Genomic DNA, 17,964 nt, shown 5'->3' with positions numbered 1-17,964 from the left:
TATGGTACTATTTTGTATAAAAAGTCGAACAATTATTGTGTTGCAAACTGTTATTTTGACAAAAACTCCGCAAAAAACATCTTATAATTACAAGTAATAAAATATGCAGGTGGTGTTCAAAATATGCCAAGAGCAGGAAGGAATACTGTCAATCCAAATTCTAGTGCGCTTACTATAGGCCGTGGGCAAATGACAGCTGAAAAGTGGACAAGCAAATTAAGGATGAAATTGGAACAAATTTTCTTTCGTTGGGGATTTGTGGTTGCGTTGGTTGGTTTTCTTTTGGGACGAGCATATATTTTAACGAACATTTTACCGTTTGCTTTGCCATTTTTTGCTGCCGTATATGTGATGAAACGCGATAAAATGGCCATTGCATTCCTAGCTGTAATGGCAGGTGCATTTTCGGTTTCATTAGAAAATTTATTCTTTGCCTTTGCATCTATCTTCACATTCTTCATCTATAATATCTTCTTTGGTCGTTTTACACGTAAGACGATTGGGCTTGTACCATTTCAAGTATTTATTTCCGCATTAACTGCTCATCTTATCGTTGTTTATTTCGCGCAAGGATCAATTGGTATGTATGATTTGCTTGTTAGTACAATTGAAGCGGGATTAAGCTTCGTGTTAACGATGATTTTCTTGCAAAGCGTTCCCCTTTTAATAGAACGAAAAGGAAAACAACAATCATTAGAAACGGAAGAAATTGTTTGTCTAATTATATTGCTAGCATCTGTATTAACAGGCACAACAGATTGGTTTATTTATGATTTATCAGTTCAGCATATTTTTACGAGATATTTAGTATTAGTGTTTGCGTTTGTGGCAGGAGCAGCAACAGGTTCTACTGTAGGTGTTGTAACAGGTTTGATTTTAAGCCTAGCAAATGTAGCAAGTTTATATCAATTAAGTTTACTGGCATTCTCTGGATTGTTAGGTGGCTTGCTGAAAGAAGGAAAGCGAATAGGGGTAAGTTTAGGTTTGTTAATTGGAACAAGTTTAATTACGTTATACGTAGATAAACAAACAAGTATTGTAATGACGTTATTAGAGTCAGTTGTGGCAATTACATTGTTTTTATTAACGCCTAAGATCATTGTTGAACGTCTTTCCAAGTATATGCCGGGCACACAGGAGCATGCGAACGATCAACAACAATATTTAAGAAGAATGCGTGATGTTACGGCAAATAAAATTAATCAGTTTGCAAATGTGTTTGAAGCATTGTCGAACAGCTTTTCTATATATGGGTATGTAGAAGATGAAGATAAGGACACAGAGACGGATTTGTTTTTAAGTACAATTACCGCCAAGACATGTCAGACGTGCTTTAAAAAGGATCAGTGTTGGGTTGTGAATTTTGATAAAACGTATGATTATATGAAGCAACTCATGAACGAAACTGAGGAAGGTATATTGCAAAATAATCGTAAATTGCTCCGTGACTTTGAAAAATATTGTGTGAGAGGAACGAAGGTAACAGGCTTGATAGATGATGAATTAGAGCATTTTTATGAAGGACAAAAATTAAGGAAGCAAATGCGGGATAATCGTAGAATTGTTGCTGAGCAACTTATGGGTGTTTCGAAAGTAATGGCAGATTTCTCAAAAGAGATTCAAAAGGAAAGAGATAATCATCAGGTGCAAGAGGAACAAATTTTACAAGCCTTTCGTGATTTTGGTGTAGAGGTTGAACATGTTGATGTTTATTGTTTGGATCGGGGGAACATTGATATTGAAATGATGATTCCTGCTTCGTGTAATAAACATGGGGAATGTGAAAAGCTTGTTGCTCCGATGTTGTCTGATATTTTACACGAGACGGTTGTTGTGAAACATGAAGACCAATCAGCGTATCCGAATGGTTACAGTACCGTATCTTTTGGTTCTGCTCAAACTTTTTCTGTTGATACAGGCCTTGCTACAGCGGCTAAGGGAGGAGGGTTTGTATCTGGTGATTCCTATGCCATGATGGAGTTAAGTGTGGGGAAATATGCGCTAGCTATTAGTGACGGGATGGGAAATGGAAGACGGGCTCACATGGAAAGTAAAGAGACAGTGAAGCTGTTGCAAAAAATATTGCAATCAGGTATTGATGAGGAGACTGCAATAAAATCGATTAATTCAATTCTTTCGCTGCGAACAACTGAAGAAATGTTTACAACATTAGATTTAGCGATGATTGATTTGCGTGATGCAAATGCTAAGTTTTTAAAGATTGGTTCTACGCCAAGTTTTGTGAAGCGTGGTAATCAAGTGTTTAAAATAGAGGCGAGTAACTTACCGATGGGAATTATTGAAGACTTTGAAGTAGATGTTGTAGGTGAGCAATTAAAGTCCGGTGATATTTTAATCATGATGAGCGATGGGATTTTTGAAGGTGCAAAACATGTGGAGAATCATGAAGTGTGGATGAAGCGGAAGATTAAAGAATTAGAAACGGAAGATCCACAAGAGATTGCTGATATTATTATGGAAGATGTAATTCGTACTGATAATGGATATATTAATGATGATATGACAATTGTGGTCGCAAAAGTAAAAAAGAATATGCCAAAATGGGCTACAATTCCTATTGTTAGTAAACAAGCGCAATAAAAGAGAAATTTTAATCAGTGGGGGCTTTATCCTCCACTGATTATTATATAAATCTAAGTTAAAACTATTCTTTTTCGCTTGTTGTAATTTTGAGAAAAGGAAATATCCGTATTTCTTAGTGCTTTTTGATTTTAAAGAGGGAAATGACAGGGCCCAGGAATATACCTGAGGCCTGTTTGTTATACATGGAATATTTAATTTTGTTTATTTCTGTATGCAAAGAAAAAATTCATATGTAAGATAAATTGTGAAATTTATACATCTTTGTTTTGCAGAAAGCTTGTAAAAGTTGTACCATTATATCTAGGTATGCTATCGTTTTAGCTCAATGAAAGGTGATTGCAGCATTGAAAGATGAATTTGTTAAAAAGGTAGATGCTTTTGTAGAAAGGCATAATTTATTAGAGGCGCATTCTACGGTTGTTGTTGGTGTATCGGGGGGACCAGATTCTCTAGCGCTTTTCTTCTATTTGTTAGAGAAGCGTGAAGAAAAGAAACTGCAAATTATAGTGGCTCATGTTGACCATATGTTTCGCGGTGAGGAATCGCAGGAAGATTTAAGGTTTGTGAAACATTTGTGTGAAAATCTTAATGTTATCTGTGAAACAATACAAATTGATGTAAAGCAGTATCAGAAACAGAATCGAATGAGTGCACAAGTTGCGGCAAGAGAATGTCGATATGCATTTTTGGAAAGAATAATGAGAAAACATAATGCGCAATATGTAGCTCTTGGTCACCATGGTGACGATCAAATTGAGACAGTTTTAATGCGTCTTGTACGTGGTAGTACCTCGAAAGGCTATTCTGGAATTTCTGCGAAACGGGCTTTCGATAAAGGCTTTTTGATTCGACCTCTGTTGGCAGTAACGAAAGAAGAGATTCTTGATTATTGTAAGAGAAAGGATGTTGTCCCTCGTATTGATCCTAGTAATACAAAAGAAACGTATACAAGGAATCGACTGCGAAAGTATGTTCTTCCTCATTTCAAGCAGGAGAATCCAAATGTTCATGAGCGTTTTCAAGCTTTTAGTAAGTTTATGCAAGAGGATGAAGCGTATTTGCAGGAATTAGCTTTTGAAAAAATGAATAAAGTAATTAAGAAAAAAGATACAAAAAGAGTTGTCGTATCAATTCCTGCATTTGAATCTATGCCTATACCTTTACAAAGGAGAGGGATTCAACTAATATTAAATTATCTTTATGAATATAAAATTCCATCTTCGCTTTCTTCTGTACATATTGACAAGGTGATTGAGTTTTTCAAACGAACTCATCCTTCTGGTGTGCTTCACTTTCCGGGTGAATTAGAGGTTGTTCGTACATATGAAGAATGTATTTTCCGTTTTGTTGAAGAAAAATTTGTTTTTTCTTCTCATGTTTTACAAGTGCCTGGAAAGGTAACATTAGTAAATGGCGATGAGTTTGTAGTAGAGATTAGCGATTGTGTACCTAGTATGGTGAATGAGATGATGTTTGTTGCAAAATATAACGAAATAACATCTCCACTTATCGTTCGTCCGCGGGAAGATGGCGATCGAATGTCAATTCAAGGTATGAATGGTACGAAGAAGATAAAGTCTATTTTTATCGAAGCAAAAGTACCAAAGGAGAAAAGAACAGACTGGCCAATTGTTTGTGATGCGAATGGAAATATTATTTGGGTTCCGTTGTTGAAACGATCTGCATTTGCTATTTCGCGAGAAACAGTAGATAAGGATACATATATTATTATTCATTACAAAAGCAAGGAGTCTTCCAGGAGGATAATGAAATGATGAATCAAGATATTGAAAAAGTATTAATTTCTGAAGAGAAAATACAAGAAAAAGTAAGAGAATTAGGCGCAATTCTTGCAGAGGATTATAAAAACACGGTACCTCTTGCAATCGGTGTACTAAAAGGTGCAATGCCATTTATGGCAGACTTATTAAAGCGCACAGATGCATATCTTGAAATGGACTTTATGGCTGTATCTAGCTACGGTCATTCTACTGTTTCAACTGGTGAAGTGAAAATTTTAAAAGATCTAGATACTTCTGTAGAAGGGCGCGACATTTTAATCGTAGAAGATATTATCGACAGCGGCCTTACATTAAGCTACTTAGTAGACTTATTTAAATATCGTAAAGCAAAATCTGTGAAGATTGTAACGTTATTAGATAAGCCAACTGGCCGAAAAGTTGATCTTAAAGCGGATTATGTTGGGTTTACTGTTCCGCACGAATTTGTTGTGGGATACGGATTAGACTATAAGGAACAATATCGTAATCTTCCTTATGTTGGTGTATTAAAACCGAGCGTATATTCCAATTAATAATATTAAGCATTACAATTGGATAGGAAAGTTTTTCTATGTTACTATTTACTATTATAGTTTGTATGCTGTGAGAGGAGGTTAGGGATGAATCGGATCTTCCGTAATACCATCTTTTATTTACTTATATTTTTAGTGGTAATTGGTATTGTGAGTTATTTTAATGGTTCAAAGCAAAGCATAAAGCCAATTAGCTACGATAAATTCATTGCTAAACTTGAAAAGGGTGAGGTTCGTAATGTACAACTTCAACCGAAAAATGGTGTATTTGAGGTAAAAGGACAACTAAGTACTGAGAGTCAGGAAAAGCAGTTCGTAACTTATGCGCCTAACACTGAAGAATTACAAAAGAAAATTAACGACAAAGCACAAGGTACAGAAGTGAAGTATCAACCAGCAGAAGAAACGAGTGCTTGGGTAACATTCTTCACTTCCATCATTCCTTTTGTAATTATCTTCATTTTATTCTTCTTCTTACTTAACCAAGCGCAAGGCGGCGGCAGTCGTGTGATGAACTTCGGTAAAAGTAAAGCAAAGTTATACAATGATGATAAGAAAAAGGTCCGTTTTAGAGATGTAGCCGGAGCAGATGAAGAAAAGCAAGAACTTGTTGAGGTTGTAGAGTTCTTAAAAGACCCTCGTAAGTTTGCGGAGGTTGGTGCTCGTATTCCGAAGGGTGTTTTATTAGTTGGACCTCCAGGGACAGGTAAAACATTACTTGCACGTGCTGTTGCAGGTGAGGCTGGCGTTCCATTCTTCTCTATTAGTGGTTCTGACTTTGTAGAGATGTTCGTTGGTGTCGGTGCTTCTCGTGTACGTGACTTATTTGAAAATGCAAAGAAAAACGCACCTTGTATCATTTTTATTGATGAAATTGATGCGGTAGGTCGTCAGCGTGGGGCAGGTCTTGGTGGTGGCCACGATGAGCGTGAGCAAACATTAAACCAATTGCTTGTAGAAATGGACGGTTTCGGAGCAAATGAAGGTATTATTATCATTGCTGCAACAAACCGACCTGACATTCTTGACCCTGCGTTATTACGTCCAGGACGCTTTGACCGTCAAATTACAGTGGATCGTCCAGATGTAAATGGTCGTGAAGCAGTGCTTAAAGTACACGCGCGCAATAAACCGTTAGATGAAAATATTAATTTACGTGCTATTGCAACGCGTACACCAGGATTCTCTGGTGCTGATCTTGAAAACTTATTAAATGAAGCGGCTCTTGTAGCGGCGAGACAAGATAAGAAGAAGATCGATATGAGTGATATTGATGAAGCAACGGATCGCGTTATTGCGGGTCCAGCTAAGAAAAGTCGTGTTATCTCTGAGAAAGAACGTAATATCGTTGCATTCCATGAGGCAGGACATACTGTAATTGGGGTAGTGCTTGATGAGGCGGATGTTGTTCATAAAGTAACGATTGTGCCGCGTGGTCAAGCTGGTGGATATGCAGTAATGCTTCCAAAAGAAGATCGTTACTTCATGACAAAGCCAGAATTGCTTGATAAAATTACGGGTCTACTTGGTGGACGAGTGGCTGAAGAAATTGTATTTGGAGAAGTAAGTACAGGAGCTCATAATGACTTCCAACGCGCGACTGGAATAGCTAGACGCATGGTAACTGAGTTTGGTATGAGTGACAAGCTTGGGCCAATGCAATTTGGCAGCTCACAAGGCGGCCAAGTGTTTTTAGGAAGAGACTTCCATTCTGAGCAAAACTATAGTGATGCAATTGCACATGAAATTGATATGGAAATGCAAAGCATTATGAAAGAATGTTATGCTCGCGCAAAACAAATTCTTACTGAAAACCGTGATAAGCTTGATATTATCGCAAATACGTTGCTTGAAGTAGAAACGTTAGATGCAGAGCAAATCAATCATTTATGTGAACATGGTACATTACCGGAGCGTAAAACATCTTCTGAAAGTGATGTAAAGGTAAACATCACAATGAAAAAAGAAGATGAAGTGCCAGAAGATAAAGAAGAACCGAAGGAGTGACAATTGTCGCTCCTTTTTTCTTTGCGGTATAGCCGGGCTTAAACATTGAAAAAAGGAAATGGATTTTTGTAAAATGGTGAGGATAGGAAAGCTGACCATGTGTATAAATATGGTATGATGGGGTTATAAAGTAAAACTTCTAGCAGCGGGCTTTTACGGGCAATTTATCTCCCGTATAACTTCTTTGCTTTTGCTGAATTTTGAATTGGGAGTATTACTGCCCACAAATAGCGGGATAAATTTTGTACATATTGCACAAATATACATTAAATAAGATAAGTGGTGAGAATATGATTTTTGTATTGGATGTAGGGAATACAAATGCGGTACTTGGTGTGTTTGAAAATGGTAAACTTCTTCAACATTGGCGTATGGAAACAGATCGTCATAAAACGGAAGATGAATATGGAATGCTTGTGAAACAATTACTTGAACACGAAGGAATTAGTTTTCATGATATAAAAGGAATTATTATTTCTTCTGTTGTACCGCCTATTATGTTTGCTTTAGAGCGTATGTGTGAGAAATATTTCAAAATTAAGCCTCTTGTAGTTGGACCTGGAATTAAAACGGGCTTAAATATTAAGTATGAGAATCCACGTGAAGTGGGGGCTGATCGTATTGTAAATGCGGTAGCTGGTATTCAGTTATACGGAAATCCTCTTATTATTGTCGACTTTGGAACAGCAACTACATATTGTTATATTAGCGAGCATAAGCATTATATGGGTGGGGTAATTACACCTGGCATTATGATTTCAGCAGAAGCATTATACAGTAGAGCGGCAAAGCTTCCTCGTATTGAAATTACAAGACCAAGTAGTGTCATTGGAAAGAATACAGTGAGTGCAATGCAGGCAGGTATTTTATATGGTTATGTTGGACAAGTAGAAGGTATTGTAAAGCGAATGAAAGAGGAAGCTAAACAAGAACCGACTGTTATTGCAACAGGTGGGTTAGCAAAATTAATTGCAGAGGAATCGAATGTTATTGATATTGTCGATCCATTTTTAACGCTTAAAGGTTTATATATGTTATATGAGCGTAATGCGAATTTACAACAAGAGAAAGGTGAATAGATGAAAATGAAAGATTATTTGGTAAAAGCGCTAGCGTTTAATGGAGAAGTGCGTGCCTATAGTGTTCACACGACAAATACAGTGAGTGAAGCGCAAAGACGTCATGATACATGGAGAACTGCTTCTGCAGCACTTGGTCGTTCTTTAACGGCAGGTACAATGATGGGTGCGATGTTAAAGGGTGATCAGAAGCTTACAATTAAAGTAGAAGGTAACGGTCCTCTCGGTCCAATATTAATAGATGCGCATGCAAATGGGGATGTACGTGGTTATGTAACAAATCCGCATGTTGATTTTGAAGCAACAGAACAAGGGAAGCTACGTGTATATCAGGCTGTAGGAACAGAAGGGTTTTTAACAATTATTAAAGATATCGGTATGCGTGAGCCATTTATTGGTCAAGTTCCACTTGTATCTGGTGAGTTAGGAGAAGATTTTACGTATTATTTTGCTGTTTCTGAGCAAACGCCTTCTTCTGTTGGTGTTGGAGTTCTTGTAAATGGTGACGATAGTATTTCAGCTGCGGGCGGCTTTATTTTGCAAATTATGCCGGGTGCACAGGAAGAGACGATTGCAGCCCTTGAAGAGCGTTTGCAAAAAATCCCACCAGTTTCTAAACTTATTGAACAAGGTCTAACTCCTGAAGAGTTGTTGTATGAGTTGTTAGGGAAAGACAATGTGAAAATTTTAGAAACAATGGATGTACAATTTAACTGTACATGTTCTCGTGAGCGTATTGAAAGTGTATTAATAAGTTTAGGTAAAACGGAATTAACGCAAGTGCGTGATGAAGAAGAAGAGACGGAAGTGCATTGTCATTTTTGCAATGAACGATATAAATTTTCTGAAGAAGATATAACAAAATTAATAGAAAGTTTGTAAGTAAGAAAAAGGTTATTTGTCTATTTAAAATCATCCAAATAGATTGACAAATAACCTTCTTTTTGACAAAATGTACATAAATCCAATGAAAATACTTGGTGTTAGGAGTGACGGAGATGCGAGTGGCACAATCAATTTCAGAGTTAATTGGAAAGACGCCGATTGTTAAGTTAAACCGCATTGCAGAAGAGGATAGTGCAGATATTTATTTGAAATTAGAGTTTATGAACCCTGGGAGTAGCGTAAAAGATCGTATTGCTTTAGCGATGATTGAAGTTGCTGAGAAACAAGGGTTATTAAAAGAAGGCGATACGATTATTGAGCCGACAAGTGGAAATACAGGAATTGGTTTAGCGATGGTAGCAGCGGCAAAAGGGTATAATGCGATTTTAGTTATGCCAGAAACGATGAGTGTGGAACGTCGCAATTTATTGCGTGCTTATGGAGCGGAATTATTGTTAACGCCAGGATCAGAAGGAATGGGCGGGGCAATTCGTAAGGCAACGGAGTTATCGAAAGAACATGGATACTTTATGCCTCAACAGTTCCAAAATGACGCAAATCCAGAAATTCATCGTTTAACTACAGGTCCGGAAATTGTTGAGCAGATGGGTGAACAATTAGATGCATTCGTTTCTGGTGTTGGTACAGGTGGAACAATTACGGGTGCTGGTGAGGTATTAAAAGAGACGTATAAAGATATCAAAATTTATGCTGTAGAGCCTTCTGATTCTCCGATATTATCAGGTGGAAAACCGGGTCCTCATAAAATTCAAGGTATCGGTGCTGGATTTGTTCCAGGAACGTTAGATACAGATGTATATGATGAAGTTATTCAAGTAAAAGCAGAGCAAGCATTTGAACATGCACGAAAAGTAGCACGCGAAGAAGGGATTTTAGTTGGTATTTCATCTGGAGCGGCTATTTATGCGGCGACAGAAGTTGCCAGGAAACTTGGGAAAGGCAAGAAAGTACTTGTCATTATTCCGAGTAATGGTGAGCGTTATTTAAGTACACCACTTTATCAATTTGAATCATAAGCTTTAATATATGGAAAGCATTCCTAAAAAAAGGGGATGCTTTTTCTTTTTTCGTTTGAAAATAGGAAAAGAGTGAACGACTAGAAAACTTCATGTAAAATAAGTGTTAGTTGAACCAAATCGGGTTTCTGCGGACGGTTCCATGTTTTTTAACCGATCGTTAGAACAGGATAAAATAAGACGAGGTGTTTATATGCAGCGACGAAAATCTTTAGCTATTTCAGTTTCGTATCAGTTAGACTTTTTTAAACAGTATAAGTTCCTTTCGCAAAATAAACCTCATCATATCATTTTAGAAAGTGGCCGCGGGGGACGTTATAGTATTGTTGGACTTGATCCTGTAGCGATTGTTCGTGGGAAAGGTGAAACACTACATATATGGGAAAATGGAGAGGAAACAATAGAAAAGGGGAATCCATTGCACCTAATGCAACAGTATATGGAACAATGGAAAACAGAACATAATGATGCGTATCCGCCGTTTCAAGGTGGCGCAATTGGTTATTTCAGTTATGATTGTATCCGCTATATTGAAAAAATACCTTCTCTTGCAGAAGATGATGTAAATGTACCAGATATATTTTTCTTATTATTTGATGATGTATTTGTTTATGATCAGAAAGAACGAACGTTATGGATTATTACTCATTATACAAATGATGAGAAGCAAGCAAAGCGACGCTTAAATGAATTAAAAGAACTTTGGTTACAAGATGTGCCGGAAGTGACAATGAAGTTTAGTTCGCCTGAAACAAATAAAGAAGCGGTCTCCTTTACAGAAACGGGGTTTGTTGAAGCTGTTGGGCGAATTCAGGATTATATTAGCGCAGGAGATGTATTTCAAGTGAACTTGTCTACAAGACAAGAAAAAACATTGCAAACACATCCGCTAGAAATTTATACAACGCTTCGTGAAATTAATCCTTCTCCGTATATGGGTTATTTAGAGTTTGGAGATTTTCAAATTGTAAGTGCTTCGCCAGAGTTATTAATTAAAAAGCAGGGTAATGAAGTTAGTACACGTCCAATTGCAGGTACGCGCTCTCGCGGGAAAGATGAACAAGAAGATCAGAAGCTTGCAAAAGAGTTAATTGAAAATGACAAAGAGCGTGCAGAACACGTTATGCTTGTTGATTTAGAGAGAAATGATTTAGGCCGTGTTTGTAAGTATGGGACAGTAGAAGTGGATGAATTTATGGTAATTGAAAAATATTCCCACGTTATGCACATTGTTTCAAATGTACGCGGGGAATTGCAGCAAGAGAAAGATGCTTTTGATGGTGTGAAGGCTGTATTTCCAGGCGGGACGATTACTGGAGCGCCGAAAATTCGGACGATGGAAATTATTGAAGAGTTAGAACCAGTTCGCCGTGGTATTTATACAGGTTCAATTGGTTGGATTGGCTATTCAGGGGATATGGAATTAAATATTATCATTCGTACGTTACTTGCAAAAGATGGACAAGCATATGTACAGGCAGGCGCGGGAATTGTTATTGATTCTAATCCGAAAAATGAGTATAAAGAGTCGTTAAAGAAAGCAATAGCATTATGGCGTGCGAAAGAAAGTAGCGAAGAAATGGTTAGGTGAGAGAAATGATATTAATGATTGATAATTATGATTCCTTTACGTTTAATTTAGTGCAATTTCTTGGAGAGTTAGGGCAAGAACTTATCGTCAAACGTAACGATGAAATTACAATTGGAGATATTGAAAACATGCAGCCTGATTTCTTAATGATTTCCCCTGGGCCGTGTAGTCCAAATGAAGCGGGGATCAGTATGGATGTGATTCGGCATTTTGCAGGGAAAATTCCGATTTTTGGTGTTTGTTTAGGACATCAATCGATCGCTCAAGTATTTGGAGGGGATGTTGTTCGTGCGGAGCGTTTAATGCACGGGAAAACGTCCTTAATGCATCATGATGAGAAAACAATCTTTGCTGATATTCCAAATCCATTTACAGCAACGCGTTACCATTCTTTAATTGTAAAAAAAGAAACATTACCAGAGTGTTTGGAAGTAACATCTTGGACAGAGGAAGGGGAAATTATGGCGCTTCGTCATAAAACGTTACCAATTGAAGGTGTACAATTCCATCCAGAATCTATTATGACTTCCCATGGTAAGGAGTTGCTGCAAAACTTCATCCGTCATTATAGCCGGAGTATCTCTGTATGTTAATTTATGTGAACGGTTCATTTGTAGACGCTAGTGAAGCTAAAATTTCTCCTTATGATCATGGGTATTTATATGGTCTTGGTGTATTTGAAACGTTCCGTATTTACAATGGGCACCCTTTCTTGCTAGATGATCATTATGAGCGGCTTATGACCGCTCTTTCGTCATTGCATATTGCATGGAAAATGACAAAAGAAGATGTAAAAAACATTTTAAAAGAGTTAATGGTAAGAAACCATTTGCAAAATGCGTATGTTCGCTTTAACGTGTCTGCAGGTAGCGGGGAGATTGGTTTGCAGACAGATATGTATGAAGAGCCTTCTATTATTGTTTTTATAAAGCCTTTGCCGGCTCCTGGTGAAGTAATAGAAAAAGAAGGAGTCGTTTTAAAACAAACACGCAATACACCAGAAGGGGAGTTTCGTTTAAAATCACATCATTATTTAAATAATATTTTGGGGAAACGTGAGATTGGGAATACAACTTCGAAAGAAGGGATTTTTCTTACAAAGGAAGGGTATGTTGCGGAAGGGATTGTTTCGAACCTCTTTTTTGTGAGAAATGACATATTGTATACACCGTCACTACAGACTGGAATTTTAAATGGGGTTACGCGTGCTTTTATATTAGCAGTTGCTGAAACGCTGGAGCTCAAAGTAAGAGAGGGATTATTCTTGCAAGAAGAGTTACTTGCAGCTGATGAAGTATTTGTTACGAATTCCATTCAGGAAATTGTCCCAATTTGGTGCATTGGAGAAACACATTTCCCGGGTAAAGAAGGATCGGTTACAACTAAGCTTTCGCGTATATATGAAACGTATCGTGAAAAACTTTGGAGCAGAAATGAATTGTTAAAAGGAGATGTCTAATATGCAGTGCGGTGAATATACATTGGACTTAAATGAAAAGACGTTCATTATGGGGATTTTGAATGCTACACCTGATTCTTTCTCTGATGGTGGTAATTATAATGAAGTAGGAGCAGCTGTCCGTTATGCAAAAGAGATGGTAAAGAACGGCGCGCATATTATTGATATTGGCGGAGAGTCTACTCGTCCTGGTTTTGCTAAAGTCTCGGAAGAAGAAGAAGTGCAACGTGTTGTACCGATCATTCAAGCTGTATCGAGGGCGGTAGATGTTCCTATATCTATCGACACGTACAAAGCGGAGGTTGCAAAACAAGCTATTGAAGCTGGTGCACATATTATTAATGATGTTTGGGGAGCGAAAGCAGAGCCGGGAATTGCAAAAGTAGCAGCGTGTTATAATGTACCGATTATTTTAATGCATAACCGTGAGAATACAAATTATCGAAATCTGATGGCGGATATGATTGCTGATTTGTATGAGAGTATTACAATTGCAAAACGTGTAGGTGTACGTGATGAGAATATTATTTTAGATCCAGGTATAGGATTTGCAAAAACATTTGAACAAAATTTAGAAGTGATGCGAAATCTAGAACAGTTGAAAGTGTTAGGGTATCCGCTTCTTCTTGGAACTTCTCGAAAATCATTTATTGGCCATGCATTAGATTTGCCTGTAGAAGAACGTTTAGAAGGAACTGGCGCAACTGTTTGTCTTGGTATTCAAAAAGGCTGTGAAATTGTACGCGTTCATGATGTGAAAGAGATGTCCCGCATGGCGAAGATGATGGACGCTATGTTAAGGGGGTAAAAGGTTTGGATAAAATTTTTGTTCATGACATGGAGTTCTATGGTTATCATGGTGTATTTCCTGAAGAGAATAAATTAGGGCAACGTTTTAAAGTAGACTTAACTGTAGAATTAGATTTAAAGCGAGCTGGAATGAGCGATAACTTAGAGCATTCCGTAAATTATGGAGAGTTATACGAGTTATGTAGATGTGTGGTAGAAGAGAAAACGTATAAACTTGTGGAAAGTATTGCGGAAAATATTGCGGCGGATATATTAGAACGTTACGATTGTATTATGAATTGTATTGTAAAAGTTATTAAACCAGATCCGCCAATTCCAGGACATTACCGTGCGGTGGCAGTGGAGATTGAGAGAGGACGTTCATGAATAGTGTAGTTTATATTGCTTTAGGTTCGAACATGGGGGATCGCCATACGTATTTATCACAAGCTATAGAATTGTTGCAGGCGCACCCAGCTATTGAAATTGAGGATGTATCATCTGTTTATGAAACAGATCCAGTTGGATATACAGAACAAGAACAGTTTTTAAACTTAGTTATAAAAGTTTCTACCAATTTATTACCTCAAGAATTATTGATGGTGACACAAAAGGTGGAGAATGAGCTAGGGAGAAAAAGGGAAATCAAGTGGGGTCCGCGTACCATTGACCTTGACATTTTGCTCTATAATCACGAAAATATTGAAGCAGAGAATCTTATTGTTCCGCATCCGCGGATGTTTGAAAGGGCTTTTGTTATCGTACCATTGATGGAGATTAATCAAGAAATTAACCGAAACATTTCACGTTCACAAGTAGAAGAAATGAAAAGGCGAGAGGGAGTAACGGTATGGAAGCAGAGAAATGGGGAAGACGCATTCGCGCTTTTCGTAAACTAAAAGGCTATACGCAAGAAGGATTTGCGAAAGAATTAGGGGTATCTGTATCGGTTTTAGGTGAAGTTGAGAGAGGGAATCGAGTTCCGTCACGTGATTTTGTTGTAGAGGTTGCGAAGACGTTAGAAGTTTCAATAGAGGAATTAATGCCGAAGTAGGGATAAATGAAGGGAGGCAATCAGTTGTTAAAGATTGCAAACATTGAAATGAAAAATCCGGTTGTGCTAGCACCGATGGCAGGAGTATGTAACGCTGCATTCCGTTTAACGGTAAAAGAATTTGGTGCAGGATTAGTATGTGCGGAAATGGTAAGTGATAAGGCAATTTTATTTAACAATCAAAAAACGTTAGATATGCTATATATTGATGAGAGAGAAAAACCATTAAGTTTGCAAATTTTTGGCGGAGAAAAAGAAACGCTTGTAGAAGCTGCAAAATATGTAGATAAAAATACAACGGCGGATATTATCGATATTAACATGGGGTGTCCAGTGCCGAAGATTACAAAATGTGACGCAGGTGCAAAATGGTTGCTTGATCCGAATAAAGTGTACGAAATGGTAGCGGCGGTAGTAGATGCAGTCGAGAAGCCGGTAACGGTAAAGATGCGTATCGGTTGGGATGAAGATCATATTTTTGCGATTGAAAATGCTCAGGCAGTTGAACGTGCAGGCGGTCAGGCGGTTGCTGTTCATGGCCGTACTCGTGTTCAAATGTATGAGGGAAAAGCGGATTGGAATATTATTAAGCAAGTAAAACAAGCTGTCAATATTCCTGTTATCGGAAATGGTGATGTAGAAACGCCGCAAGATGCTAAGCGCATGTTAGATGAAATTGGTGTGGATGGTGTAATGATTGGTCGTGCAGCACTTGGTGATCCATGGATGATTTACCGCACAGTGAAATATTTAGAAACTGGTGAATTAATGCCGGAACCGTCTGTGCGGGAAAAAATTGACGTATGTATGTTGCATTTAGATCGTCTCATTGATTTGAAAAATGAAAACATCGCAGTTCGAGAAATGCGCAAACATGCGGCATGGTATTTAAAGGGTGTTCGTGGTAACGCTAAAGTACGTAATGAAATTAATAGTTGTAACACACGCGCTGATCTTGCTTCATTATTGACGGCATTTGTAGAAGAGGTAGAAGTGAAACAAACATCTATTCAAATTGGATAATGGTTAGTGAATGAAGGGGTGTTTGACATTCCGGTTTTTACTACCTATAATTACGTCTAAGAAATAAGAACTGCCAGCGGGTTGCTGGCAGTTTTTCTAGTTGGATAGAAAATGATATACTGTATATATTGTAAATTTTAATAGAGCTGGAGTGATATCAATACCATGGATAACATGAACCACGAAGAATTAAATGACCAATTGCTCGTTCGTCGCGAGAAGCTACATAACTTACGTGAACAAGGAATCGATCCATTTGGTAAACGTTTTGAACGTACGCATTCAACGAAAGAATTGTTAAGCCTATATGAGGAACTTTCTAAGGAAGAATTAGAAGAGAAAGAAATCTCTGTTTCGATTGCCGGTCGTATTATGACAAAACGCGGTAAAGGGAAAGCGGGCTTTGCGCATATCCAAGATCTACATGGCCAAGTTCAAATTTACGTTCGTAAAGATGCAGTTGGTGATGAGCAATATGAACTGTTTAATACAGCGGATTTAGGTGACTTAGTAGGGATTGAAGGGAAAGTATTTAAAACAAAAGTTGGAGAACTTTCGGTTAAAGCGACTACTTTTACTTTACTTACAAAATCTCTTCGTCCACTTCCTGATAAATATCATGGATTAAAAGACGTTGAACAACGTTACCGTCAACGCTATCTAGATTTAATTACAAGCATGGAAAGTCGTGAAACGTTTGTAACTCGTAGTAAAATCATTCGTGAGATGAGAAGATATTTAGATAATAACGGTTATCTAGAAGTAGAAACACCGATGTTACACGCAATTGCAGGCGGAGCATCTGCGCGTCCGTTTATTACGCACCATAATGCGTTAGATATGGAATTCTATATGCGTATTGCAATTGAACTACATTTAAAACGCCTAATTGTGGGTGGGTTAGAAAAAGTATACGAAATTGGTCGTGTATTCCGTAATGAAGGTGTATCAACTCGTCATAATCCTGAATTTACGATGATTGAATTATATGAAGCGTATGCAGACTATAAAGATATTATGAAGCTAACAGAAAACATGGTTGCTCATATTGCAAAAGAAGTTTTAGGTACAACGACAATTCCATATGGTGAATATGAAATTAATTTAGAGCCAGAGTGGACAAGATTGCACATGGTAGATGCAATCAAACAATACTCTGGAGCGGATTTCTGGAATCCAATGAGCGTAGAAGAAGCTCGTGCGTTGGCGAAAGAGCACGGTGTGGAAATTAAAGATACAATGGAAGTTGGTCATATTATTAATGAGTTCTTCGAGCAAAAAGTAGAAGAACGTTTAATTCAACCTACATTTGTTTATGGACATCCGGTGGAGATTTCTCCTCTTGCGAAAAAGAATGATGAAGATCCACGCTTTACAGATCGTTTTGAGTTATTTATTGTTGCTCGTGAACATGCGAACGCATTTACAGAATTAAATGATCCAATCGATCAAAAAGAACGTTTCGAAGCGCAGTTAAAAGAGCGTGAACAAGGTAATGATGAAGCGCACATGATGGATAATGATTATATTGAAGCGCTTGAATATGGTATGCCTCCTACAGGTGGATTAGGAATCGGTATTGATCGTCTAGTTATGTTATTAACGAATGCACCATCTATTCGTGATGTATTACTATTCCCTGCAATGAGACATAAACAAGACTAAGCTTTGGGGGTTTCTCCAAAGCTTTTTTTCTATTATTTTATAAGGTAAAAAAATTATAAAAAAACTATTGCATTTTAATTTGTGAACTGGTATATTTATATTCGTTGTCACGAACGGCAACGTGGTTAACAACTTGAAAACGAAAAAAGTTGTTGACAGATAAATAACGAAATGTTATATTGATAAAGTCGCTTTGAGCGGCAAATGAGTTCTTTGAAAACTGAACGAAACAAACAACGTGAAACGTCAATTTTTATTTATGATGCTAGACAAACACTTTATTGGAGAGTTTGATCCTGGCTCAGGATGAACGCTGGCGGCGTGCCTAATACATGCAAGTCGAGCGAACCGATTAAGAGCTTGCTCTTAAGAAGTTAGCGGCGGACGGGTGAGTAACACGTGGGTAACCTGCCTATAAGACTGGGATAACTCCGGGAAACCGGGGCTAATACCGGAT

16 protein-coding genes and 1 rRNA gene are annotated in these 17,964 nt (G+C 37.7%); all 17 read left to right on the top strand.

What is annotated here, in order from left to right; genetic code table 11:
* Nucleotides 1-123: 123 nt before the first annotated feature.
* A complete protein-coding gene (spoIIE, locus tag H280_RS0115940; protein ID WP_020062138.1) occupies nt 124-2,601 on the top strand; it encodes a stage II sporulation protein E in 2,478 nt (825 codons plus the stop codon).
* 347 nt (nt 2,602-2,948) lie between these two features.
* Entirely contained in the window at nt 2,949-4,379 is a 1,431-nt protein-coding gene (tilS, locus tag H280_RS0115935; protein WP_020062137.1) for a tRNA lysidine(34) synthetase TilS, read from the top strand.
* Nucleotides 4,376-4,918, top strand: a complete 543-nt coding sequence (gene hpt / locus H280_RS0115930) for a hypoxanthine phosphoribosyltransferase (protein WP_020062136.1) — start codon at nt 4,376-4,378, stop codon at nt 4,916-4,918. The genes tilS and hpt overlap by 4 nt, the downstream gene beginning before the upstream one ends.
* A gap of 87 nt (nt 4,919-5,005) precedes the next feature.
* Nucleotides 5,006-6,925 (top strand): ATP-dependent zinc metalloprotease FtsH, encoded by a 1,920-nt coding sequence (gene ftsH / locus H280_RS0115925; protein WP_020062135.1) that lies wholly within the window; start codon nt 5,006-5,008, stop codon nt 6,923-6,925.
* Nucleotides 6,926-7,215: 290 nt separating this feature from the next.
* A complete protein-coding gene (locus H280_RS0115920) occupies nt 7,216-8,004 on the top strand; it encodes a type III pantothenate kinase (RefSeq protein ID WP_020062134.1) in 789 nt (262 codons plus the stop codon).
* Nucleotides 8,005-8,010: 6 nt separating this feature from the next.
* On the top strand, nt 8,011-8,886 hold the full coding sequence (gene hslO, locus H280_RS0115915; protein ID WP_028411266.1) for an Hsp33 family molecular chaperone HslO: 876 nt from the start codon (nt 8,011-8,013) through the stop codon (nt 8,884-8,886).
* A 116-nt stretch (nt 8,887-9,002) separates the two neighbouring features.
* The gene (cysK, locus tag H280_RS0115910) at nt 9,003-9,926 is read left to right on the top strand and encodes a cysteine synthase A (RefSeq protein WP_020062132.1); all 924 of its coding nucleotides are present in this window, start codon (nt 9,003-9,005) and stop codon (nt 9,924-9,926) included.
* Between the two features lie 193 nt (nt 9,927-10,119).
* Nucleotides 10,120-11,517 (top strand): anthranilate synthase component I, encoded by a 1,398-nt coding sequence (trpE, locus tag H280_RS0115905; RefSeq protein ID WP_020062131.1) that lies wholly within the window; start codon nt 10,120-10,122, stop codon nt 11,515-11,517.
* Nucleotides 11,518-11,522: 5 nt separating this feature from the next.
* Nucleotides 11,523-12,110 carry an aminodeoxychorismate/anthranilate synthase component II gene (gene pabA, locus H280_RS0115900; protein ID WP_020062130.1) on the top strand — a complete coding sequence of 196 codons (588 nt, stop codon included), beginning with the start codon at nt 11,523-11,525 and terminating at the stop codon, nt 12,108-12,110.
* The gene (pabC, locus tag H280_RS0115895) at nt 12,104-12,976 is read left to right on the top strand and encodes an aminodeoxychorismate lyase (RefSeq protein WP_020062129.1); all 873 of its coding nucleotides are present in this window, start codon (nt 12,104-12,106) and stop codon (nt 12,974-12,976) included. The genes pabA and pabC overlap by 7 nt, the downstream gene beginning before the upstream one ends.
* On the top strand, nt 12,969-13,784 hold the full coding sequence (folP, locus tag H280_RS0115890; protein ID WP_034303903.1) for a dihydropteroate synthase: 816 nt from the start codon (nt 12,969-12,971) through the stop codon (nt 13,782-13,784). The genes pabC and folP overlap by 8 nt, the downstream gene beginning before the upstream one ends.
* A 5-nt stretch (nt 13,785-13,789) precedes the next feature.
* Nucleotides 13,790-14,152 carry a dihydroneopterin aldolase gene (gene folB, locus H280_RS0115885; RefSeq protein ID WP_020062127.1) on the top strand — a complete coding sequence of 121 codons (363 nt, stop codon included), beginning with the start codon at nt 13,790-13,792 and terminating at the stop codon, nt 14,150-14,152.
* Nucleotides 14,149-14,664, top strand: a complete 516-nt coding sequence (gene folK, locus H280_RS0115880) for a 2-amino-4-hydroxy-6-hydroxymethyldihydropteridine diphosphokinase (RefSeq protein ID WP_020062126.1) — start codon at nt 14,149-14,151, stop codon at nt 14,662-14,664. The genes folB and folK overlap by 4 nt, the downstream gene beginning before the upstream one ends.
* The gene (locus H280_RS0115875) at nt 14,616-14,819 is read left to right on the top strand and encodes a helix-turn-helix domain-containing protein (protein WP_020062125.1); all 204 of its coding nucleotides are present in this window, start codon (nt 14,616-14,618) and stop codon (nt 14,817-14,819) included. The genes folK and H280_RS0115875 overlap by 49 nt, the downstream gene beginning before the upstream one ends.
* Before the next feature lie 24 nt (nt 14,820-14,843).
* On the top strand, nt 14,844-15,842 hold the full coding sequence (gene dusB / locus H280_RS0115870; protein WP_020062124.1) for a tRNA dihydrouridine synthase DusB: 999 nt from the start codon (nt 14,844-14,846) through the stop codon (nt 15,840-15,842).
* Between the two features lie 165 nt (nt 15,843-16,007).
* Nucleotides 16,008-17,507 carry a lysine--tRNA ligase gene (lysS, locus tag H280_RS0115865; RefSeq protein WP_020062123.1) on the top strand — a complete coding sequence of 500 codons (1,500 nt, stop codon included), beginning with the start codon at nt 16,008-16,010 and terminating at the stop codon, nt 17,505-17,507.
* A gap of 278 nt (nt 17,508-17,785) precedes the next feature.
* A 16S ribosomal RNA gene (locus tag H280_RS0115860) occupies nt 17,786-17,964 on the top strand; the annotation flags it as partial.

This window comes from Bacillus sp. 123MFChir2 (assembly GCF_000383235.1).
Classification (GTDB): Bacteria; Bacillota; Bacilli; order Bacillales; family Bacillaceae_G; genus Bacillus_A.
Note: the sequence above shows the minus strand (reverse complement) of the source record. Positions and strands in the feature narration are given on the sequence as shown.

What these genes read in the sequence shown, in the direction of transcription:
- spoIIE (WP_020062138.1), top strand. Translation starts at nt 124, where the DNA reads ATGCCAAGAGCAGGAAGGAATACTGTCAATCCAAATTCTAGTGCGCTT.
- hpt (WP_020062136.1), top strand. Translation starts at nt 4,376, where the DNA reads ATGATGAATCAAGATATTGAAAAAGTATTAATTTCTGAAGAGAAAATA.
- ftsH (WP_020062135.1), top strand. Translation starts at nt 5,006, where the DNA reads ATGAATCGGATCTTCCGTAATACCATCTTTTATTTACTTATATTTTTA.
- H280_RS0115920 (WP_020062134.1), top strand. Translation starts at nt 7,216, where the DNA reads ATGATTTTTGTATTGGATGTAGGGAATACAAATGCGGTACTTGGTGTG.
- hslO (WP_028411266.1), top strand. Translation starts at nt 8,011, where the DNA reads ATGAAAGATTATTTGGTAAAAGCGCTAGCGTTTAATGGAGAAGTGCGT.
- cysK (WP_020062132.1), top strand. Translation starts at nt 9,003, where the DNA reads ATGCGAGTGGCACAATCAATTTCAGAGTTAATTGGAAAGACGCCGATT.
- trpE (WP_020062131.1), top strand. Translation starts at nt 10,120, where the DNA reads ATGCAGCGACGAAAATCTTTAGCTATTTCAGTTTCGTATCAGTTAGAC.
- pabA (WP_020062130.1), top strand. Translation starts at nt 11,523, where the DNA reads ATGATATTAATGATTGATAATTATGATTCCTTTACGTTTAATTTAGTG.
- pabC (WP_020062129.1), top strand. Translation starts at nt 12,104, where the DNA reads ATGTTAATTTATGTGAACGGTTCATTTGTAGACGCTAGTGAAGCTAAA.
- folP (WP_034303903.1), top strand. Translation starts at nt 12,969, where the DNA reads ATGTCTAATATGCAGTGCGGTGAATATACATTGGACTTAAATGAAAAG.
- folK (WP_020062126.1), top strand. Translation starts at nt 14,149, where the DNA reads ATGAATAGTGTAGTTTATATTGCTTTAGGTTCGAACATGGGGGATCGC.
- H280_RS0115875 (WP_020062125.1), top strand. Translation starts at nt 14,616, where the DNA reads ATGGAAGCAGAGAAATGGGGAAGACGCATTCGCGCTTTTCGTAAACTA.
- lysS (WP_020062123.1), top strand. Translation starts at nt 16,008, where the DNA reads ATGGATAACATGAACCACGAAGAATTAAATGACCAATTGCTCGTTCGT.